A 20827-nucleotide genomic window follows, 5' to 3' on the forward strand; every position below is an offset into this window, starting at 1 on the left:
ACCAATCTCACCTAACTATGAAAGCACAACTCTTACTGTTTGCCGTCCTTCTATACAACTTCACCGCCTCTGCCCAAACACTCGCCCCGCCCTACGGCCAAAACCCCGCCGCCGGGCACTACCAGCTGGTACGTGGCGTGAAGCTGTACTACGAAACCTACGGCCAGGGCCCGCCGCTGCTCCTGATTCATGGCAACGGCGACAACATCTCGGCCTTTGCGAAGAACATTCCCTATTTCGCCCAGCGCTACCGGGTAATTGCGGTGGATAGCCGGGCCCACGGCAAATCCGTTGACCCCGGCGACTCGCTGAGCTTCGAGATGATGGCCGATGATTTTGCCGGCCTGCTTACGAGTTTGCGAATTGATTCGGCCTATGTGCTGGGGTGGAGCGACGGCGGCATCAACGCGCTGGTGCTGGCCCTGCGCCACCCCGAAAAGGTGAAGAAGCTGGTGGCTACCGGGGCCAACCTCTCGCCCGATTCCACGGCCCTCATGCCCAGCCTGTGGCGCCAGCAGCAGCGCGGCTACCAGGAGAACCGTAACACCAAAATCACCGACCCGAAACGCCGAAATGACTGGAAAATATTCTGCTTGGATGTGTTTCAGCCCAATATTCCGCTTGCGGCCTTGCAGCGCATCCGGGTGCCGGCCTTCATCATTGCCGGCGACCGCGACGTGATAGTGCCCGAGCATACGGTGGCCATCTACCGCCACCTGCCCCACGCGTGGCTGTGGATAGTGCCCAACAGCGGCCACGCCACCTTGCAGGAGCACGCGGAGGAATTCAACCACAAAACCGACGAGTTTTTTCGGTCGAAAACGATTCGAGCGAAAGAGTAAGGGCGGGCCAACTCATAATTTCAACCCGTAAAAAATTGATTTTGCATCACACCCCAGCTGTATCCCCGTGTTTAAACCACCTTTCAACCCCATAACCAACGCGCCTTACACTGCCGACGAGCAAATTCGGCTGCGGGCAGAGTTTGCGCTGGTAGCTGCCAGGTTTCGCCGGCAAAAGCGCCTTGTGTTTTGGTGCGTTGGCGGCTTGATTGGGGCAATGTTGCTGAGTTCCGTCGTGCCGGAACGGTTTAGCGAGGCATTAGGGCCTCTGCTAGCCATCGGCGGGATGGTTACTATGGGCGTGTTGGTGGTATCAGCGGTACGGATGGCCAATATGCTCGTTTGCCCGGGCTGCCTGCAAAACATGGAGAAGATTGGCGAATACTGCCCCGAGTGCGGCAGTGCCGGCCTGGAGCCCGGCGGGTGGTTCTCATCGCCCCATTGCTCTGCTTGCGGGAAGAAGATGCGCCGGGGAAAGGGCCGGCATTACACCATCAGGGCGTGTTCGCACTGTGGCTTGTATCTCGATGAGCAAGGCCTGTGAGAAGCACGGCTCTGCTGCAGCAGCTTGCCGAATGGATTATTCGGGCAAGTGCCAGGCTTGCTCGGCGGTAGCCGCAAAGTGCCGCATCCGATAGCAGTTCTGGGCCGTGTGGCCCAACTGTTCGATGAGCTTGTAGTTGGCCACGGCGCCCACGGCTGCACCCACGAAGGGCAGGAGCTGGGCCATTTTGGCGAGGTCGATGTAGTCGCGGTACTCCTGCTGGAAGGTGCGCCAGTCGAACTCCTCCGGTTTCAGGGGCAGGGTGAGGCGGTAGGCGTCCCAGTTGGCGAGGCGGTGGTAGGTGGCGTTGCGGGTGTGCTGGCTGCTGAAGGCCAGCTGGAACACGTAGAGCAGGTAGAGGCGCTCGGTATAGTCGTGCACGTCGTAGCCGTAGGCGGCGGCCACGTCGAACAGCAGCTTAAGCTTGATGCCGAGCAGCAGCGGGAAATCGGCCAGGCCGAGCAGGAAGCCGCCCGCGCCGGTCATGGCCCCTTCGGCGGTGGCCATGGTGCGGTAGTTGCGAATCTGGGCGCGCACGGCCGTTTCGCGCTGTGCGAAGGTGGCATCGGCCAGCACCTTGCCGGTGGTGTGCTGCGAGCCGAAGAGCACGCCGCGCACCATCTGCTTGATGGCGGCCGTGATGGCCTGGTGCACCTTTTCGGGCAGGAAGGCATTGAGGCGCACTTGTACGCGCCGGGCAAAGTTGTTGAGAAACGAGGGCGCCCGCTGCATTCTCAGCTGCCAGGCACGGAGCTCGATACGGGCTTGTTGTTCGTCGTCGGAATTCATGGGTGAAATGTAGCGCGGACTTTGTAGTCCGCGTTTCCGACGGAAATCCGAACAACCGTAACGGCGCGGTGACGCGGACTACAAAGTCCGCGCTACTTAGAGCGTGGCTACTTGGCTGGCGCGCGTTTCGCGGGGCTTCGTCACCAGATAATAGTACAGCAAAATGCCCAGCCCGATGAGAAACGGCACCAGCGCTAGGTGCTTGCCCGTGACGTGCGGGGCCACCTGCACGGTATCGAACCCAAAAAATTCGCTGGTCATCCAGTAGGAGTTGGCCGTAATCCAGAACACGATGGCTAGGTTGTGGGCCAGCTCCGATGCGTAGGCACGGGTGCGCCAGGCAATGACCAGGGCAATGCCCAGCGTGGGCAGCACCATGAGCAGGCCCAGCGGCCGCCACACCATGCACCAGGCAATGTCCTTGAGCAGCCAGAACAGGATGTGGGTATTCTCCATTTTCCGGTAAGCGGCCGGGATGGCGTATACTTCTTCTTGAACCTGGGGCGCGGGAGCGGACATGGGGCGGGCAAAAGCCCAAAAATAAGGCGCGCGCTACTTTCCGGGCGCAGCTACGCCCAGGGCTTTTAGCTGCTTGGCGTATTTCTGATAAATCACCCGCAAATCGGCGTTGTGCGTCTCGGCATCCACCCCAATGCTCACGTTGCGGGTATGAAAGCGGTGCAGGTGGCTGATGTGCGGGCACACCACGGGCAGCTTCCCGGCCAGCAAAAAGCGTACGTAGAGGTCGAGGTCCTCGGCCATCTTTAGCTCGCCGTCGTAGCCGCCTACCTCATCCACCAAAGCCCGGCGGTAGCACACGTTGCCCTGAATAAAATGCTCGGCCCGGAAAATGGCTTGCAGCATGGCCGTGGGCGACTCAAACTGCCAGGCGTAGTAATCCTCGTTGGGCAGGTAGCGGCCGGTTTCGTCCACGCGCAGAAAATCGGCCACGAACCACGGCCGGCCGGGGTGGGCCTGGATTTGGGCGGCGTAATTATGCAGCGTGCGTTGGAGCAGGATGTCGTCGTCGTCGAGGGGCACAATCCAGGCCTCGGGCGCGGCTTCCGCGATGAGGCGGTTGCGGGCCGCGCCAGCCAGCTGGCGGCCGGTCGAGTGCCAGTGGCGCAGCGGCGCACCGGGCTGGGCGGCGGCTTCGCGCAGGTAGGCGGCCGTGCCATCGCGCGAGCCGTTGTCGTAAATCAGGTGCTCGAAGGAGAAATTAAGCGGGGCACTGATGCTGGCGCTCACGCTGGCCACGGCTTCGGGCAGCAGCTCGCGGCGCTGATGGGTGGGGGTGATAACGGCAAAGTTCATAGCCTGCTTGTTCGGTCTGCATGGCTAAAAAGTTGCCGTTTCAACCGTTGCAGGGCGTAACTCGCTCATCCGGCCGCATCCAGCGTGTGGCTCAGGGCCAGGGCCTGCTGCACGATGCCGGCCGGGTAGCCGGCCCGGGCCAGCAGCCGGATGGCGTTGCGGGTGGTGAGCGGGCCGGGCTTGAGCTGGTAGTCGAAGTACCAGTCGGTCTCGGTCACGGTTTCGGAGAAGTGGTACTCGGTGAAGGCCGGGGCCAGGAGCGCGCCCAATTCGCCGTCGTGCGTGGAGGCCACCACCAGGCTGCGCATTTGCAGGTGCGCCAGCACCGCCTGCGTGGCCGCAATGCGCTCCACCGTATTGGTCCCTTTGAACAGCTCATCGAGAATGAACAGGTAGCCGCCCGCCTCGGCCTGCCGGATGAAGCCCAGCACGGCCTCGGCCTCCGCAAAGTAGTAGCTCTTGCCCTCGGGCAGGTTGTCGGCCAGGTTGATGCTGGACACCACCCGCCGGAACGGGGCCGCGTAGGCCGCCGCCGGGCAGGTGGCAATGGTCTGGGCCAGCAGCGTATTGAGCCCAGTGGTGCGCATAAACGTGGTTTTGCCCGACATATTGGAGCCCGTGAGCAGCACGCTGGCCCCGGTTACGGTCAGGTTGTTGGGCACGCAGCCGGGCACCAGCGGGTTGTAGGCAGCGGTGAGGCGCAGGCCGGTTTCTTCGGTTGTAAAAACCGGGGCGCAGTGCGGAAACCTGGCCCGAAACCCGGCCACCGCCACCGCGCAATCGGCGTAGCCCACCGCTTTGAATACGGCCCGGATGGCGTCGGCGTGCTGCTCCACGTCGCGCCGGCAGCGGTGGTACACGATGAAATCGAGCAGCAGCACAATCTTGATGTACTGCAATATCAGCCACGGCAGGGCGGCCAGGTCCGATTGCAGCTGGCCCTCAAACTGCAAAAAAGCCACCTTGTTCACGATGGAGCCCAGCCGGCCCAGCGGCGCGGCCAGCCCGCTTAGCGCAGGCAGCGGCAGGCCCAGGCGGCTCAGGTCGCGCCCGGCGCGGTAGAGGCTGCCCAGCTGTAGCATGGGCCGCACCCCGGCCACCACCCGCGCCCGGTTCCAGAAGTGCAGCAGCGTGTGCACCAGCAACTGCCCCGCCGTGAGCAGCCACAGCGCCGGCTCCCAAAAACCGCCCACCGCCGTGGCCAGCAATAGCAATACCAGCACCGGGGCGGTGGCCGCCCAGGGCAGTTCGGGTAGGGCCTCGCCGGCCAGCAGGTCCGTCAGGTAATAGGCTTCGGTGGAGGTGAGGCGGCTGAGTGCCAGCTGCACCTGGCCGCGCTCGGTGGGGTGGGCGGCAAAGAACCCAACTGCTTTGTCGAACTCTTGCAGGGCCGCCGCATCATTCAGCGGGCTGCGCAGGCGGTGGTAGAGGCACTGCTGGCCCACGCGGCTCACGGTGCCGTCGAGGAGCGTGAATAGCTCGTCGCCGTTCAGGTCGGTCCAGGTTTGCTGGTCGAGGCGGTGGTAGGCGGGCTCGGCTTGCACCGCCGCGTGGTAGCGGGCAATGAGCGGGAAGTTGCGAAAGCGGGCCGTGGGCTGCCGCCATTCGGCATCGAGGGCAGCCAGCCGCTCGGAGGTCGAAGTCCACATGGAAAGGGGAGGGAGAGGCCGCCGCAACTGGCAGCAGCCGGGCAAAAGTACAGGCGGCGGCCGGTTGGCCCCAGCCCGGGGCTTCCCCGGTTTATGCCGTACTTGGCGGCGTTAAACTCAACCATTTCCACGCCCTATGAACCCCCAACCGCAACCGTCCAATGCCTTTATCGCTGCTTCCTGGGTGGCCCTGCTGGCCGGCCTGGCCGCCTTCATCATCGGCCTCTGGAACGCCGCCATGCCCCTGAACGAGAAAGGCTACTACTTCACAGTGCTCATGTACGGCCTGTTTTCGGCCATTTCCCTGCAAAAAAGTGTGCGCGACCGCCTCGAAGGCATCCCCGTCACCAATATTTATTACGGCCTGAGCTGGTTTTCTACCGTACTGTGCATTCTGCTGCTCACCGTCGGGCTTTGGAACGCCACGCTTACCCTGAGCGAAAAAGGCTTCTACGCCATGTCGTTTCTGCTGAGCATGTTCGCGGCCATTGCCGTGCAGAAGAACACCCGCGACAGCCAGCGTTCGGGTGTCGCTCAATAAATCCGCTTACCCCAATCCATGCCGCTTACGCTTCGCAAAACCCTAAAATTCACTGGATATACCATTGGCGGCATCATCGGCGTGGCGGCGCTCTACGTGGGCACGGCCCTGGTGCTGTCCGCCATCCCGGTAGCCAAAACCGACCCCAACGCCCCGGCCGATGTCACCGTTTTCCTGCACACCAACGGCGTGCACACCGACATCGTGCTGCCCATCAAAACCGACCAGATTGACTGGAACCAGTCGCTGCCCATCGCCAACATTCCCTCGCAGGACAGTACCATGCGTTACATCGCCTTCGGTTGGGGCGATAAGGGCTTTTACCTCGACACGCCCACCTGGGCCGACCTCAAGTTCAGCACTGCCTTAGTGGCGGCGTTCTGGCTGGGCTCCTCGGCCATGCACACCACCTACTTCCACAGCCTCGCGCCCGGCCCCGAAACCATCCCGCTTCACCTCAGCCGCGCCGAATACGCCCGCCTGATTGCCTACATCCAGCGCAGCTTCGCCCTCGATGCGGCCGGCCGCGCCCAGCACATCAAAGGCCACAGCTACGGGCAGGACGATGCTTTCTACGAGGCCCACCGCGTCTACAGCTTCCTTTACACCTGCAACACCTGGACCAACAACGCCCTGAAAGCCAGCGGCCAGCGCGCCTGCCTCTGGACGCCTTCGGATAAAGGGATTTTCCACATCTACGGCCGGTAGCCGGGGTGTTGGAATAGACATAATGAACGTCATGCAGAGCGCAGCGAAGCATGACGTTCTTTTATCCGTGATTATCCACCCCCCTAAAACAAACCGACCCCGCCGGCGATGAAACCAGCGGGGTCTTAAGGGATGAAACCATCGGGCGAACGGCCGGCGCGGCCTAGTTCAACCATACGTCCGCCACTTGCTCGAAGCGGTGGGCGGCAAAAGCCCCGTAGGGACGCTCGGCATAGAAACCAAGGACGTGGACCTGCGGATGGCCGGTGCGCACGTGCGGCAACACGCGCACGGCATACACGCGGCCGGCCTCGGGCCAGTCGCCAACGTAGTCGGCCGGACGTTGCGCGTCGTTCACGCAACGGGCAAATTGCTGCACGGGCAGCGGCGTAGGGAGCTTGACGTTTGACATACCCAAAGATACAATTATTACGGTAAACTAAAAAAATTGGAAAGAATTTTATTTATGCTTTTTTGGGGATTAGTTGATGAATTTAGTATTTACAACATGATTATACCATGAAGGTTTTAAATCGGCTAATAAAATTTTGTTGTGCAATGGGGAGGGTGAGGTGAAACAATTAGCTAATTTATTTAGTAATTAGGGCCGCGGTACGGTGCTGCTGAATATCCTAAATATTGTTATGACTGCATGTATTGGCGATTTTATCGCTGCTTCTCATTTTAGCACTCGGGAGTTGCCAATGTTTAGTTGCCCGGTGCCGGCCGGCTTCCCTTCGCCCGCCGACGACCAACTCGACGCGCCGTTTGACCTCACGCAACTCCTGTTCCGAAATCCGGCCTCTACTTTCCTGGCCCGCGTCAGCGGCGACTCGATGACCGGGGCCGGCATCCAGCCCGGCGACCTTGTGGCCGTGGACCGCGCCCTGCGCCCGGCCCACGGCAGCATTGTGGTGGCCGTGGTGGAGGGCGAGCACACCCTCAAGCGCTTGCAGTTGCGGGCCGGGCAGCCCTGGCTGGTGGCCGAAAACGCCCGCTACCCGCCCCTGGCCGTGAGCCGCGACATGGGCCTGGTGGTGTGGGGAGTGGTCACGCACGTCATTCATTCGCTGGGCAATAACGGGGCGGGGGCTGGCCGACAGTAGCCAGGCACCGCCGCCCGGGTGCACTACAAACGTAGAGCCCGCATTCTCATGCATGGTTATAAACCGATAGATGGGGGGATTTTCCCGCCGAATCAAGCCTTCAGGTCTATGTACGCTCTCGTCGACTGCAACAACTTCTATGTTTCCTGCGAGCGGGTGTTTGCGCCGCAGCTGGAGGGCCGGCCCGTGGTGGTGCTTTCCAATAACGACGGCTGCCTAATTTCGCGCTCCGACGAAGCCAAGGCCCTGGGCCTGAAAATAGGCGAGCCCTACCACCTCGTGCGCCCGCTGCTGGAGCAGCACCAGGTGCGCGTGTTTTCCTCCAATTATGCCCTGTATGGCGACATGAGCCGACGGGTGGTGCAGGTACTGAGCCACTTCGCGGCGGGCGTGGAAGTCTATTCGATTGACGAGGCCTTCCTGGATTTTCGGGGAATGAGCATGCTGGCGCCTGACTTACTGCAATACGGCCGGAAGCTGCGCAAAACGGTGATAAAGCACACTGGTATTCCGGTCTGCGTGGGCATCGGCCCTACCAAAACCCTGGCCAAGCTGGCCAACCGCCTGGCCCGCCGCCAGCGCACTACGGGCGTACTGGTGCTGGCCACGCCCCCCGAGTGCGAGGCCGCCCTGGCCCAAACCGCCATTGCCGACGTGTGGGGCATCGGCCGGCGCTACGCGCGCAAATTGCTGGAAATGAATGTTGATACGGGCGCGGCCCTGGCGGCCCTGCCCGAGCACTGGCTGCGCCGCCACTTGGGTGGCGTGGTGGGCCAGCGGCTATGGCGTGAGTTGCACGGCCAGCCCTGCCTCGGCTGGAACCCTGCCGAATGGGACGACGACGGCGAACCGCTGAACTCTGGCACGGCCAGCCGCCACAGCGTCACCTGCACCCGTTCCTTCGGCCGGCCGCAGCACGAGGCCGCCGTGCTGGCCGAGGCAATGGCCACCTTCGCCGCCAAAGCGGCCGTGAAGCTGCGCCGCCACGGCCTGGCTGCGTACTTGGTAACCATTGTTCTGGGCACCGACCGCTACGCGCCCACGGCCGGCCCGGCCACCCGCACCGCAGTGGTCAATTTACCCGATGCCACCAGCGACACTGCCGTGCTCACGCAGGCAGCCCTGCGCGGCCTGCGCCAGCTGGCCCGGCCCGGCGTGGCCTACCACCGGGCGGGCATCCTGCTCAGTGGTCTGGAGCCGATGGGGCAGGCGCAGCTGGGGCTGTTCAGCGCCCCGGCAGCCGACCAGCAGCGACGCCAACAATTGATGACAACTTTGGATGCGCTGAACAACCGCTACGGCCGGCCACTGGTGCAGTTGGCGGCAGCCGTTGGGGTTAAATCGTCGTCGGGCCAGCCGCTGGCACCGGCCTGGGCGGGGCGCTCCGCACATCGGTCGCCCCGCTACACCACCGGCTGGAACGAGCTTTGGATGGTGCATTAACCGGTCGATAAATGACCTGGGTCGTGACATTGCTGACGCGAGTGGCAGCCTGCTAGCGCAGCACCACCGTCCGGGTAAGGACGCCGCCGGTGCCCTGCTCCCGCAGCACGTACAGCCCCGGCGCCAGCCCCGCCAGGTCGAGGGTGGCAGCCGTGCCGCTAGCCGCCTGCTGGCGCACCACTTGCCCCAGCGCGTTGCAGAGCAGCAACTCGCGCAAGCCCAATCCTGCCGCTAGTTCAACCCGCAGCAAGCCAGTAGTAGGGTTAGGGTAAACATTAAAGCCTGCTGCCAAAGCGGCCGGGCGCGTGGGCAAAACCGCGCCGTAAACCGTCGCCGCCGCATCGGCCGAGGCTTGCAGCTGGGCCAGCGTGGGGGCGGCCAGCACGGCGAAGGCCACCGTGGTGGAGTCGCCGGGGGCCAGCCGGGCCAGGCGGGTGCCCACCACCTGCGATACATCGGCGCCATTGGGCAGGCCGGCGGTGCGCTGGGCGCGGGCGGTGCCGCTGCTCAGGGCCAGGAATTTTTCGGCCAATGAAAAGCCGTCGGCCAGGCGGATGGGGGAGCCGGCGGGCGCACCACCATCAATGGAATACACGGCCAGTGCGCCACCGCGCAGCAGCCGGACGCCCGCATAGGCCACTGGGGGCGTGGTGCCGGCCGGGCCGCCCAGCGCGTAGCAGTAGCCCAGGGCGCGGGCGGTATCGTAGGCGGCGGCGTTGCGGGCCGCGCCGTCGGGGTTGGGCAGGTCCCAATCGGTGAAAATGCCGACGTAGAACGGTTTGAGGGTGTCGGCGGTGAGGTTTTTGAGCGAATATTCCAGCACCACGAAATCGCGGCGGCCGGGCGTGGCCCAGGCGTAGGCACGCTGGCGCACGGCCACGCCCACGCTCCGCACGCGGCTGCCCGCTACCGGAATAGTGTCCTGAAAAGCTACGCGGGCTTCCTGGTCGGCGCGGGGGCCGGGCTGCTGGCGGGTGGCCTGGCGCAGGCTGAAAAACGACTGCCGCGACTGCCCGCCGCTGGTGCGCAGCCGGTCCGACACGCGGGTGGGCGTGGTGGCCAGTAGCAGGCCGCCCTCGCTCAGAATGTTGCCGCTGGTGCGGTAGCTCAGGCCCGCGCCCACAGTACCGGCCAGGTTATCGAAAGCCAGATTGCCCCGGCTGGTAAGCGTGAGGGCCAGGTCGTTGGCATTGAGAATGACGTAGTCGGGGTTCAGCATCAGGTCCACGTACTGGTCGTATTGAAAGCCGCCGGTATCGGTAATGTGGTAGCGCAGCGTGGCGGTGGTGTTGAGCGGAATGCCGGTGGCGGCCACGGCCAGGCGGAAGGGCACGGTGAAGTTGGTGGCGCGGGCCAGCGTGGCCATGTTGCCCACCGCAAAGCTGCCCTGCCGCACCGTGACGTAGGGCGACAGCGAGGTGAGCGTAACCGTGAGTCCGGCCACCGGCTGCAGCAGGTTCTGCACGTCCACGGCCAGGCGCAGGGTGTCGCCGGGGGCATAGGCGGGCCGGGCGGGCAGGAAGGTACTGGCGACTACGCGCGCTTCCTTGGGGTTGGCGGTGAGGGCGCGCAGCACGTTGAGGCGGCCCGTGCCAAGGCGGCCGGCCCAGGCTGCATTGGCGGGCAGGGCGTCGATGTTGTCGGTGGTCTGGCGCAGGCGGGCCATCACCTGGGCCGCCGTGAGCTGCGGAAAGCGCCAGCGCACCAGCGCCGCCGCTGCTGCCGCCAATGGCGCGGCAAACGAGGTGCCGCCCACCGCAACGTAGTCAGCATCGGCCACGCCGCCGGCCGATACCGTGTGGTAGCCCTGCGTGGTGAGGATGCTCAGGCCCGGCGCCACCATATCCACGCGGTGGTTGAAGGTGGCGGCGGGGCTTTTCTGGTCGGTGCTGCTCACGCCCGACACCGACAGCACATGGTCGTAGGAGGCGGGGTAGAACAGGATATCGGCGCTGGTGTTGCCGGCGGCGGCCACTACCACGGCGTCGCGGTTCACGGCGGCGTAGGTGATGGCGTCCTGCTCGAAGCGCGAGTAGCCGCCCGGCGCGCCCCAGCTCATATTGATAATCTGGCAGCCGTGGTCGGCGGCGTACACAATGGCCTCGTAGCCGGCAAAGCTGCCCGTGGGCGTGTTGGGGTAAATATTCAGGGGCAGAAACCGGCACTGGTTGCCCAGGCCGGCAATGCCGAGGCCGTTGTCGGTGCGGGCGGTGGCCACGCCGGCCACCAGCGAGCCGTGGATGATGTTGATGTCGTAGCCGCAGTCGTTGTCGTTGTTGGCCAGGTCCCAGCCGGTGAAATTGTCTACGTAGCCGTCGCCGTCGTCGTCGCGCCCGTTCACGGGGTCGGCGTAGTTATGCTTGATTTGCTGGCGCAAATCCTCGTGGGTGAGGCGCACGCCGCCGTCGGTGATGCCGATGACGATGCTGCTGTCGCCGCGGGTTACGTCCCAGGCGCGGTAGGCCCGGATTTGCTTGAGGTAGAACTGGCTGGCCGTGAGGCTGGTGAGCGTGGAGTCGGCCCGGGGGTCGTTGGGCTGGTACATCGGCCGGCGAATGTAGAGCGGCTCCACGTACTCCACGGCGCCGGTGCCCAGCAGCACGGTTCGGGCGCGGTCGAGCGACATGGTGGCGGGCAGCTCAACCTGATAAATGCCGCGCAAATCCACGCTGCCGGGCCGCTCGGCGCTGGGGGCCTGGGTGTGCGGGAATTTCTGCCGCAGGCCTTGGGCATTCAAGGCGTTAAGCGCGGCCTCCAGGACGGCCGGAGTCTGGCCGGACCGTAGCTTCAGCACCACGCGGCCGGGGATGGTAGGTGGCGCAGCCCAAACGCTGACCGACTGCCCAACTCCTATTACCAATAGGAAAAATAGTGCGCGTAATGTGTTTTTCATCAGACAGAAGCGTCGCGTGGATATTGTAGTTAAAGATAAGTGCTTACGGACTTACTACGCGGTTCGGATTATTGGTGGGAAATGAAAAAGCAAAGCCGCCGCTTCGGCAGAAGCGACGGCTTTGGCTGACAATGACCGCGAGACGGACCTTACTTGGGATTGTAGTATTTGTAAGGCTTGGGCGATTTAGTGGTTTTGAAGGATTCCAGCTTGTGGGGCTTCAGGTCGATAACCGGGCGGCTGCCGCCGTTTTCAGGGCGGAAGTGGGCCTTGTTATTTTTACCCTTGCTTGATTCTGAAGTATGGGAAAATGCGCGCTTTTTCAGCTTGGGACGCGACTGCGCGGTGGCCGGCAGAGCTAGGCTCAGGCCGAAGCCCAGAAGGAGCAGGGAGAAAATCTTGTGCATAACGGTAAAAAAGACAAGGGACTGAAGGGAGGAAACGCGTTTGGGAAATGCTTTTGAAGAGAATGAAGCCGTTAATCAACCGCAATCAGCTACAATAAGGCCTGTACGTCGTGCCCCAGGTTTTCGATGTCTTGCCGCAGCTGCTGCCAGGGGCCGGGCTCGGAGCCGGTGGCCGGAGTGCCGGCTTGCGCGAGCTGCGTCGCCAGGCGGGCGCGCTTGGCTTCGAGGGTGGCGGCGTGGGCCTCGTAAGTATTGGCCGAGCCAGCGGCCGTGGCGTGGGCGCGGTTGTGCAGGGTCTTGATTTTGGCGTCCAGCTCATCAAGGGCCAGGCGCAGGTTGGTGGCCGAAAGCTGCGGGTCGCGCGGAGCGGACGCGTCGGAAGTAGGGGAGGGGACCATAAGCGGCGGAGTAAGGGGCGGGCTAGCAGGGTATTGTACTGAGTTTGGCTCTGAAAGGATGCTGCCCAAGGCTGCGGCCCGGCACTTGGCCATGTTGCCAACATTACCACAACAAAAGGATAATTCTGAGGCTTCTAAGCCGGTAGCGAGGACCTGTAGCTTTGTGCCATAGAACTTTAGCCAGACCACCTTATGCTTTGCCGTTTCGCTCTGGTTGCTGGATTGAGTGCAGCGGCCAGTAGTTTGGCTCAGGCCCAGACGGCTTCGGCAGATGTGCCGGCCCAAACCGAGGGCGGTACGGCCGCCCCGCCGGCGGCTCCCACGGTTTATTTCACCGCCGAAGAAATGCCGGCCTTCCCCGGCGGCGATGCGGCGCTGGTGAAGTTCCTGAGCAGCAGGGTGCAATACCCCGCCGCCGCCCTCGACCGCAGCCTGTCGGGCAAAGTCCACGTCACCTTCACCGTGGACCCCGCTGGCCATTTGCACGACCCGCGCGTGGTGCGCGGCCTGGGCAGCGGCCTCGACGAAGAAGCCCTGCGCCTCGTGCGCCTCATGCCTTGGTGGACGCCCGGCAAAGTCCACGGCCAGCCCGTGTGGGTGAGCGTGACCATGCCCATCGTGTTTCGGGCGCTCTAACATTTCTCAGCCGCCAAAAGCCCGCGGCAGGCCCAGTTCCCGTGCCAGCGGGGCCGCGCCCGACTCCCACAACGCGGCCAGCACAGCGTTGGCAGTTTCGGCCAGTTCCAGGTGGAAGTCTTCGTGCAGGCGCATGGTTTGGCGCAGGGCTTCCTGGGTACGCTTGGCCAGGTGCTGCAGCAGGGGCTGGGTGGGGCCGTGCAGCCGGGCCGTGCTGGCGGCCTGGTGCCGAAACACGTTGGCCAGCAAGCGCCAGCTGAGCTCGGCTTCGCCAAAGGCATCGTCGGTGATTTTGGCGTGGTAGGCCAGCCGGGCCTGCAGTTGCCGCAGGATAACGAGCAGGTCATTAGGGGTTTGGTGGAAACCCCGCACCGGGTCGTCGACCTGAGCACGTAGGGCTGTGCGGCGGGTTTCCAGCGCCTCAGGGCCTTCGAGCAATCGAAAGGCCAGCTGTTCGGTCAGCACTGCATCCTGGGCCACGAGGCGGGCCAGGAGCTGGTCTTTTTCTTTTTGCGGCAGCTGAAGAAGGGCTTTGCGGAGGTCGGGCGAAAGGGCGGGCATGGGCAGGCGCTACACGGGCGGGGTTCAGCCGCAAACTACGCGCCCCGCGCCCGGAAGGTGCCGCGGTGGCTACTTCGCCGGCAGCACCAGCACGGGCAATGCGCTGTCCAGCAGCAGCTGCGCCGTCACGCTGTGGTGAAACAGCTTGCCCAGGAAGCTGCGCTCGCGGGCCACTACCACCAGCAAATCGAAGTCGTGGGGCTGGGCCACCTGCAGAATGCCCCGAACCGGATTGGCGTTGGTCACGCTGCGGGCGTGCGCCGGAGGCAGGTCGAGCAGCAGGCCGGTTTGCCGCACCGATTCCAGGGCGGCGGGGTCCAGCTCGTGGCGGCCGGCCGATACGTTCAGCACGGTCACTTCGGCCTTCAGATTTGTGAAGATTTCCTGCATGGTGCCGGCGTGCGCGCCCAGGCTAAAGGGCTCCCCGTCCACGGCCATCAGCACGCGCCGGGGCGGGGCGGTGCTGGTCATCAGGTGGGGCACCACCAGCATGGGGTAGGGGCTGTGACGCAACAGCTCCAGTGAGGTGGTTTGCACCAGCTCATCGGGCAGGTCCGAGTGGTCGGGGCGGCCCAGCACTATCAGGGCAGGGTGGTGCCGGGCCACGGCATCGGCCACTGCCACTTCCACGCGGCCGTAGCCCACTTCGGCCACCACGGGCACGGGGAGGCCGCGCGCCACGCTGTTGAGGGCCAGCGCCACGGCTTCCTTGCTCAGGTTCGAAAAATTGCCCGTAAGGGCTTCCGGGTCGAGTGCAGAATCGCGGCGCACGTGCAGTAACACCAGGCGCGCATGAAGCGGGCGGGCCAGGTTGGTGGCGTAGTCCAGGGCTTGGTTGGCGGCCTGAAAAAAGTCGGTGAGGATGAGCAGGGAGGCCGTCATGAGCGGGAAAGGCTGGTGAAAGTGAGCAGGACAAAGAACCGGCCTGCGTTATGCCGGTCAGCTATAATAAGTTAGTGAAAACGCCTGATTTTTATCATGTTCCGCAGGGCGAAGCTGACCTTATACTGCATCTCCGGCTCCGGCCCGAAAGCCCGGCCGCCTAATTTGTTTAAGTAATATATATTAATTACTATTATAAAGAATTACGCCTGCTGTTTCCGATGGCTGCCCTCCGCTTCCTGCCGGTTTGTCTGTGCCTGGCCCTGACGGCCCCGGGGGGCAACTTTGTGCCCGGTTGGGAGGTGCTGCGGCCAGCTCCGGCCGTTACCAAACCCGCCAGCCCACCACCCACCGAATCCGTGGCCCACTACATTCAGGCCCTGCTCGACACCACGGCCGCCGGCAGCCTGCGCGCCGCCGACGAGTCCCGGGGCTTGCAGGCCGGGGCTGCCGTGCGGGCATTCTTCGGGGCCGACTATGCGCCGGCCTGGGGCATCACCCCCGATAGCCTCAACACCCGCGACGCCCTGGCCCTGCTGGCCCGCGCCGCCGAGCACGGCCTGAGCGCCGACGACTACCGCCTCAACCAACTGCGGGCCCTGCGCGATTCGGTGGGCCGCGCCCGGCACCCGGCCGCCGCCCAGCAGGCCCGCCTCGAGGTGTACCTCAGCGACGCGGTGCTGGCCTTCCTGCGCGATTTGCGGCGCGGGCGGCTGCGGCCCTACACGGCATCGGCGGGGGAGAAAGCGGCCGGGCCAGCCGCACAGCCGGCCCCGGTGCTGCGTGCTGCCCTGGCCAGCCACAATGTGCCCGCCGCCCTGCAAGCCAGCCAGCCCGCCAACCGCGAGTACCGCCAGCTGCAGCAGGCGCTGGCGCAGTGGCTGGCCGCCCCGGTGCTGCCCGACTCGGCGGCCCGGCGGCGGGCGCAGTACGAGCAGGTGGCCCTGAACCTGGAACGCTGGCGCTGGGACGACATCCCCGAAGCCGAATACATCCTGATAAACCTGCCCGCCTACGAGCTGGAAGTGGTGGCCCGCGACTCGGTGCAGCGCCGCCACCGCGTGGTGGTGGGCAAGCCTGAAACCCCCACGCCCACGCTCAGCAGCCGCCTCAGCTACTTCACGCTGGCCCCCGACTGGCACGTGCCGCAGTCCATTGCCACCAAGGAAATCCTGCCCCGCCTCAAGAAAGACCCCGGCTACCTGTACCGCAACAACTACCGCCTCACCGATGCCCAGGGCCGGGGCCGCAACCCCTGGCACATCAACTGGGCCAAGGTCACGGAAGAGAATTTCAATTACACCGTTCGCCAGTCGGCTTGCTGCGATAATGCCTTGGGCAACATCGTGTTTCGCTTTGCTAACCCCTACTCCGTGTACCTGCACGACACGCCGGCGCGTGCGCTGTTCAAGTCGGCCGGTCGGGCTCTCAGCCACGGCTGCATCCGGCTGCAGAACCCCATGCAGCTGGCCGCCTACCTGCTGCGCCGCGAAGGCCGCCCCGTGCAGCTGCCCACCGAAGACGAGTGCGCCGAGATGCCGCGCCCGCGCGACGTGCGCCTGAACCGCCCCCTGCCCCTGTACGTGCGCTACGCCACCTGCACCGCCGAAAACGGCCGGCTCCGCTTCATGGCCGATGTGTACCACCGCGACGAATCCCTGCGGCAGGCGCTGTTCGGCCTGCGGCCCTAGCCTGGTTTTGCCACCGGCTGCTTTATGATGAAAATCATACAGTAAGGCGATTAACATCACGGCGGCGAGGGGGTGACTTCTCGATATTTGAATGGACACCTGCTCAACGCCAACTCGTTCTCTCCGCCCCCATAATGCTGCTTATGCAACCGCTGCTTCTCCTGTGTTCGGTGCTGCTGGCCGGGGTGCTAACCCTGCTGGGCTGGCGCCTGGAAGCCAACGCCCGCCGTTCGGCTTAGCGCCCCCGAGCTGCTACCGGTTCCGGTCTGCCGGCTCGTTTCCGGCGGTGGCCTTCGCTGGCCGGGCGCTCCCTGCTTTTCACTTGCTCCGTTTGCTTTTTTTCTGGCCATGAATCATTCGCCCGCCCTCGTCGTCCTCACCGATTTTTTTGCAGTTTCCAACCGCACGCTCTCGTATGCGGCCGGGCTGGCGGTGCCGCTGCACGCCCACTTGGTGCTGCTGCACGTGCGCCGCGACGGCCTGCTGGCCCCGGCCGAATACAGCCACCACACCACCAGCACCGAGCGGCAAACGGCCAAGCAGCTGCAGCACCTGGCCGCCGGCCAGGACGTGCCCACCGAAGTAGATATCTCGGAGGACTTTCTGCCCGAAGCGGTGGAGGACGTGGTGCGCCGCCACCATCCGCTGCTGCTGGTGCTGGGCCGTCCCGGCTCGGCCACCATGCCGGCCGAAATTGTGACCAACACGGCCATGGACCTGCTGCGGCACGCGCCCTTTCCGCTTCTGGTGGTGCCCACCGTGAGCTGGGACGTGCGCCCGCCGCGCCGGTTGCTGCTGGCCGTGGATGGGCAACCCTTCCAGCTGCCCGAAACCCACCACCTGCTGTCGCGCCTGCTGCGGGCCAACCAGGGCACGCTCGACGTGGTGCATGTGGCCACCGAAGCCGCGCCGGACGATGCGCCGGACGTGCTGGCCAGCGTTTATCAGCGCGGCATGCTGAAGGAGGTAGACGCCCACCGGATGCACCACATCCAGCAGCCCACCGTGGTGGGGGGCGTGCTGCAGCAGGCCGCCGACATGGAGGCCGATATGCTGGTGGTGGTGGCCCGGCGGCACAGCCTGCTGGGCGGCTTGTTCCATCGCAGCGTCACGGCGCAGCTCATTCAGGAAAGCCCCATTCCGGTGCTGGTGCTGCCCGCCGAGGAGTAGCCCGGGCAGGGGCGTGCGGCACATTTCAACGTCATTTTTTTCGGTTCACGGCCATGAATCCTTCTGTTCTGGTACTCGCCAATCTGTCGGACTCGGCAGCGCAGGCCACGCGGTGGGCGGCCGTGTTGGGGGCCCCGCTCCAGGCCCGGCTCGAGCTGCTGCACCTCTACCAGGGCCCGGAGTCGGACCCCGAGCCGGCCACGCTGGCCGGAATCCACGCCTACAGTAGCCAGGCCGAAACGGCGCAGGCCCTGGAAGCCCTGGGCCACCAGCTGGCCACGCCCACCGGGGTCACCATCACCCAGGAGCCCCTGGCCGAAGCGGTGGCCGCGGCCGTGCACCGGCACCACCCGCTGCTGCTGGCCCTGGGCCTGAGCGAGGAGCACACCCTGCTCGACCACCTGCTGCACAACCGCGCCCTGCCCGCGCTGCGCGCCACCCACCGCCCGCTGCTGCTGGTGCCCGAAGACGCGCCCGAGCCCCGGCTGCCGCGCCGGGTGGTCATCGCCGTCGATGCCGAGCCCTTCCGGCTCAACGCCGCTGCCAGGGCCCTGGCTCCGCTCATGGCCGCCTGGCATGCTTCCTACACGGTGGTGCACGTCACGGCCGCTCCCGAGCCGTTGGCCCTGTCCAGCCGCATGGCCCTGGCCGATGTGCGGGCCAGCCAGCTGCTGCCGCCCGCCACGTCGCTGGTGCTGCAGGAGTCGCACCACCCCATTCCGGCCACCGGCATTGTGGAGGCACTGTATGGCCCGCGCATCGACCTGCTGGTGCTCATCGCCCGCACGCGCAGCTTTTTGGGGCGGCTGTTTCATCGCAGCGTTTCGGCCCAGGTGCTGCGCCACAGCCCCGTGCCGGTGCTGCTGCTGCCCGCCGAAGCCCCCGAACTGCCCGACTGGATGCCCAGCATGAGCTAAGGCGTTTCGGCCTAGGCCAAGACATTACTGCTGAACTGATGACCAAGCTGCTCTGCTCTCTTTTCTTCCCTTCGCCATGCAACCCAACTTCGTTGTCCTCACCGATTTTTCGCTCGCGGCCGAGCGCGCCCGGGTGTACGCAGCGGCCCTGGCCACGCCCCTCAAGGCCGACCTGCACCTGATACACGTTTTCCTGCCGCAGCCCATCGTCAGCGAATACGGAACGGTATTGCCCGTGCTCGACGAGCAGTACGTGCCCGCCACCCGCCGCAGCCTCCAGCAGGTGGCCAATGCCATGCCCGTGCACACCACCGCCGAGCTGCTGGAGGCCGATTGGCCCAGCGCCATCGAGCAAGCCCTCAGCCAGCACCACCCGCTGCTGCTGGTGGCCGGCCTCACGGCCACCAGCGGCTACATCGACGAGTGGCTGAGCAACCGCACCCTGCCCCTGGTGCGCCAAACCAACTTTCCGCTGCTGCTCGTGCCCGAGCACCTGCCCGATGCCGCCATGCACCCGCCCCGCCGCGTGGTGCTGGCCCTGGAGGCCGACCAGGCCTTTCTGCTGGAGCCAGCGGCCACGGCCGTAATCCCGGTGCTTCATGCCCTGGAATGCGAAATCCTGCCCGTAACGGTGCAGCCGCCAGGGGCTCCGGCCGGCACCGGGGCTGGCTATGCGGCGGCGCAGGCGTGCGGGCTGGCGGCTGCCGCACCCGGCAGCGAGTTGCACCCGGTGCGGAGCGAGCTGCCCGCGTCGGGCGTGCTGCAAGCGGTGCACGACCTGAACGCCGACCTGCTGGTGCTGCTCGACCAGGGCCACGGCTGGATGCACAAGCTGGTCAGCGGCAGCGTGATTGACCACGTGCTGCGCTATACCAAGGTGCCGGTGCTGCTGCTCTCGGCCCACCCGCGTGGCTGAGCGCGGGACGGTGTGACCAGCTGAACCACTGCCGTTACCGCCCAGCTCCAAACGGTCATCGACTGGAGAAAGTGATAAAAATCAGCTTTTGATGTGATGCTGGTTATGGAATATTAAAGGTGGATAAGGCAGTTTTAGGGCTGTGCTCACGAGGCGGGTTGCGCACCCTGAGGGCCCAGTCAGCTGACGGGTTGGGGCTGCGCTAAATCGGGCTGTTTTATCCATTAATGCAGGAATTCCGGGAGGGCTTCCTGCCAGGCGTATGCAAGTTTCTGCCGACCATTTGCAACTGGTTTTTGTGGCGTCCACGGTTTCGGCGGCATGGGGCGTGGGGTGGGTGGCCACCACGGTGCCAGCCCCGCGTGTGGGCCAGCTCTCCATCCCCCCCACGCCAGTGACGGTGCGCCTGACGGTGGTGCCCGCCTAAGCCGCTGCTCCGTCCGCATCCACGCCCAGCCAGTCGATGCCCTGGCGCAGCCACTGCTGCGAGGCGGCTTCGGGCGAGGCGGGCGCGGGCGTGAGGTTGTAGTGCCAGTCGGCCTGTGGGGGCAGACTCATGAGGATGGATTCGGTGCGGCCGCCGGTTTCGAGGCCGAAGCGCGTGCCCCGGTCGATGGCCAGGTTGAACTCGGCGTAGCGGCCCCGGCGCACGCGCTGCCACTGCTGCTCGCGCTCGGTGTAGGGCAGGGAGGCGTTTTGCCGCATGATGGCGCTGTAGGTGCGGCCGTACACCTCGCCCACGTCCTGCACGAAGGCGAACAATTCCTCAAACAAGCCGTCGCGCCCCACCGTGAGGCGGTCGAAAAAAAGGCCGCCCACGCCGCGCGTTTCCTGGCGGTGGGGCAGGTAGAAGTAGTCATCGGCCCAGGCCTTGAAGCGGGGGTAGTAGTCGGGGTTGTGCCGCTGGCACACTTCCCGAATCTGCTCATGAAACCAGCGGGCCTGCTGCGCATCCACGTAAATCGGGGTCAAGTCGAGCCCGCCGCCAAACCAGGCTTCGCCGTTGCCGGCCTCGAAGTAGCGCACGTTCATGTGCGAGATGGGTACGCGCGGGCTGCGCGGGTGCTGCACCACGCTCACGCCGGTGGCGAAGTAGCGGCGGTCGGGCATGAGCAGCTGGCGGGCGGCGGCTTCGCTCATCTCGCCCCACACGGCCGAGAAGGCCACGCCGCCCTTCTCCAGAATATTGCCGTGCTGGAGCACGCGGGTGATGCCGCCGCCCCCGCCCGCGTGGGTCCAGTCTTCGGGCGTGAAGCGGTGGCCGCTGCCGTCGGCGGTTTCGAGGCGGTGGCACAGCCAGTCCTGAAACTGCCGCATCCACTGCTCGACCATGATGCGCGGCGTGGTGGCGGAGAGGGTTGGTGGTTGTAAAACGGAGGGTTCCATAAGTGAAATCAGCAAAAAACAAGAAGAGAAAACA

General features: G+C 65.0%; 22 protein-coding genes. 11 read left to right on the plus strand and 11 right to left on the minus strand.

Annotated features, from left to right (window positions below; translation table 11 throughout):
• Nucleotides 1–17: 17 nt before the first annotated feature.
• Nucleotides 18–842, plus strand: a complete 825-nt coding sequence (locus ACYVM5_RS14145; RefSeq protein ID WP_460618755.1) for an alpha/beta fold hydrolase — start codon at nt 18–20, stop codon at nt 840–842.
• 580 nt (nt 843–1422) lie between these two features.
• Here ACYVM5_RS14145 and ACYVM5_RS14150 read toward each other — a convergent pair.
• The 4 genes from ACYVM5_RS14150 to ACYVM5_RS14165 all read right to left on the minus strand — a co-directional run bounded on the left by ACYVM5_RS14150 (nt 1423) and on the right by ACYVM5_RS14165 (nt 5138).
• Nucleotides 1423–2175 carry an EcsC family protein gene (locus tag ACYVM5_RS14150; protein WP_460618756.1) on the minus strand — a complete coding sequence of 251 codons (753 nt, stop codon included), beginning with the start codon at nt 2173–2175 and terminating at the stop codon, nt 1423–1425.
• A gap of 96 nt (nt 2176–2271) precedes the next feature.
• Nucleotides 2272–2694, minus strand: a complete 423-nt coding sequence (locus tag ACYVM5_RS14155) for a hypothetical protein (protein WP_460618757.1) — start codon at nt 2692–2694, stop codon at nt 2272–2274.
• 33 nt (nt 2695–2727) lie between these two features.
• Nucleotides 2728–3489: a glycosyltransferase family 2 protein gene (locus ACYVM5_RS14160; protein ID WP_460618758.1), complete on the minus strand. Its 762-nt coding sequence runs from the start codon at nt 3487–3489 to the stop codon at nt 2728–2730.
• Nucleotides 3490–3554: 65 nt separating this feature from the next.
• A complete protein-coding gene (locus tag ACYVM5_RS14165; protein WP_460618759.1) occupies nt 3555–5138 on the minus strand; it encodes a P-loop NTPase family protein in 1584 nt (527 codons plus the stop codon).
• Between the two features lie 136 nt (nt 5139–5274).
• Between ACYVM5_RS14165 and yiaA the strand changes: the two genes are divergently transcribed.
• Together yiaA and ACYVM5_RS14175 are read left to right on the plus strand one after the other, a co-directional pair.
• A complete protein-coding gene (gene yiaA, locus ACYVM5_RS14170) occupies nt 5275–5679 on the plus strand; it encodes an inner membrane protein YiaA (protein WP_342296703.1) in 405 nt (134 codons plus the stop codon).
• Between the two features lie 18 nt (nt 5680–5697).
• A complete protein-coding gene (locus ACYVM5_RS14175) occupies nt 5698–6387 on the plus strand; it encodes a DUF2459 domain-containing protein (protein WP_460618760.1) in 690 nt (229 codons plus the stop codon).
• 163 nt (nt 6388–6550) lie between these two features.
• Here ACYVM5_RS14175 and ACYVM5_RS14180 read toward each other — a convergent pair whose 3' ends face one another.
• Nucleotides 6551–6799, minus strand: a complete 249-nt coding sequence (locus ACYVM5_RS14180; protein WP_198066551.1) for a hypothetical protein — start codon at nt 6797–6799, stop codon at nt 6551–6553.
• A gap of 292 nt (nt 6800–7091) precedes the next feature.
• Here ACYVM5_RS14180 and ACYVM5_RS14185 point away from each other — a divergent pair, with 292 nt between their 5' ends.
• A complete protein-coding gene (locus ACYVM5_RS14185; protein WP_460618761.1) occupies nt 7092–7493 on the plus strand; it encodes a LexA family protein in 402 nt (133 codons plus the stop codon).
• A gap of 108 nt (nt 7494–7601) precedes the next feature.
• Entirely contained in the window at nt 7602–8936 is a 1335-nt protein-coding gene (locus ACYVM5_RS14190; protein WP_460618762.1) for a Y-family DNA polymerase, read from the plus strand.
• 52 nt (nt 8937–8988) lie between these two features.
• Here the strand turns inward: ACYVM5_RS14190 and ACYVM5_RS14195 are convergent, their stop codons facing one another.
• The 3 genes from ACYVM5_RS14195 to ACYVM5_RS14205 all read right to left on the minus strand — a co-directional run bounded on the left by ACYVM5_RS14195 (nt 8989) and on the right by ACYVM5_RS14205 (nt 12634).
• A complete protein-coding gene (locus tag ACYVM5_RS14195) occupies nt 8989–11829 on the minus strand; it encodes a S8 family peptidase (RefSeq protein ID WP_460618763.1) in 2841 nt (946 codons plus the stop codon).
• 149 nt (nt 11830–11978) lie between these two features.
• On the minus strand, nt 11979–12236 hold the full coding sequence (locus ACYVM5_RS14200; protein WP_460618764.1) for a hypothetical protein: 258 nt from the start codon (nt 12234–12236) through the stop codon (nt 11979–11981).
• Nucleotides 12237–12325: 89 nt separating this feature from the next.
• Nucleotides 12326–12634 carry a hypothetical protein gene (locus ACYVM5_RS14205; protein WP_460618765.1) on the minus strand — a complete coding sequence of 103 codons (309 nt, stop codon included), beginning with the start codon at nt 12632–12634 and terminating at the stop codon, nt 12326–12328.
• Between the two features lie 192 nt (nt 12635–12826).
• On the opposite strand from ACYVM5_RS14205, the gene ACYVM5_RS14210 reads away from it, so the two are divergent.
• Nucleotides 12827–13270 carry an energy transducer TonB gene (locus ACYVM5_RS14210; protein ID WP_460618766.1) on the plus strand — a complete coding sequence of 148 codons (444 nt, stop codon included), beginning with the start codon at nt 12827–12829 and terminating at the stop codon, nt 13268–13270.
• Between the two features lie 6 nt (nt 13271–13276).
• Here ACYVM5_RS14210 and ACYVM5_RS14215 read toward each other — a convergent pair whose 3' ends face one another.
• Nucleotides 13277–13831 (minus strand): hypothetical protein, encoded by a 555-nt coding sequence (locus ACYVM5_RS14215; protein ID WP_460618767.1) that lies wholly within the window; start codon nt 13829–13831, stop codon nt 13277–13279.
• A gap of 69 nt (nt 13832–13900) precedes the next feature.
• Complete coding sequence (locus ACYVM5_RS14220; RefSeq protein ID WP_460618768.1) at nt 13901–14713, minus strand: universal stress protein; 813 nt, start codon at nt 14711–14713, stop codon at nt 13901–13903.
• A 221-nt stretch (nt 14714–14934) separates the two neighbouring features.
• Here ACYVM5_RS14220 and ACYVM5_RS14225 point away from each other — a divergent pair, with 221 nt between their 5' ends.
• From ACYVM5_RS14225 to ACYVM5_RS14245, 5 genes are all read left to right on the plus strand, one after another.
• Nucleotides 14935–16404, plus strand: coding sequence for a L,D-transpeptidase family protein (locus ACYVM5_RS14225; RefSeq protein WP_460618769.1), 1470 nt, complete (start codon nt 14935–14937; stop codon nt 16402–16404).
• Nucleotides 16405–16752: 348 nt separating this feature from the next.
• Nucleotides 16753–17574, plus strand: a complete 822-nt coding sequence (locus ACYVM5_RS14230; RefSeq protein ID WP_460618770.1) for a universal stress protein — start codon at nt 16753–16755, stop codon at nt 17572–17574.
• Between the two features lie 53 nt (nt 17575–17627).
• The gene (locus ACYVM5_RS14235) at nt 17628–18491 is read left to right on the plus strand and encodes a universal stress protein (RefSeq protein WP_460618771.1); all 864 of its coding nucleotides are present in this window, start codon (nt 17628–17630) and stop codon (nt 18489–18491) included.
• A gap of 76 nt (nt 18492–18567) precedes the next feature.
• A complete protein-coding gene (locus tag ACYVM5_RS14240) occupies nt 18568–19407 on the plus strand; it encodes a universal stress protein (RefSeq protein ID WP_460618772.1) in 840 nt (279 codons plus the stop codon).
• Between the two features lie 262 nt (nt 19408–19669).
• Nucleotides 19670–19834, plus strand: coding sequence for a hypothetical protein (locus ACYVM5_RS14245; RefSeq protein ID WP_460618773.1), 165 nt, complete (start codon nt 19670–19672; stop codon nt 19832–19834).
• Here ACYVM5_RS14245 and hemF read toward each other — a convergent pair.
• A complete protein-coding gene (hemF, locus tag ACYVM5_RS14250; RefSeq protein WP_460618774.1) occupies nt 19831–20793 on the minus strand; it encodes an oxygen-dependent coproporphyrinogen-III oxidase in 963 nt (320 codons plus the stop codon). The genes ACYVM5_RS14245 and hemF overlap by 4 nt on opposite strands.
• Between the last annotated feature and the right edge of the window lie 34 nt (nt 20794–20827).

It is taken from the genome of Hymenobacter ruber (genome assembly GCF_054783255.1).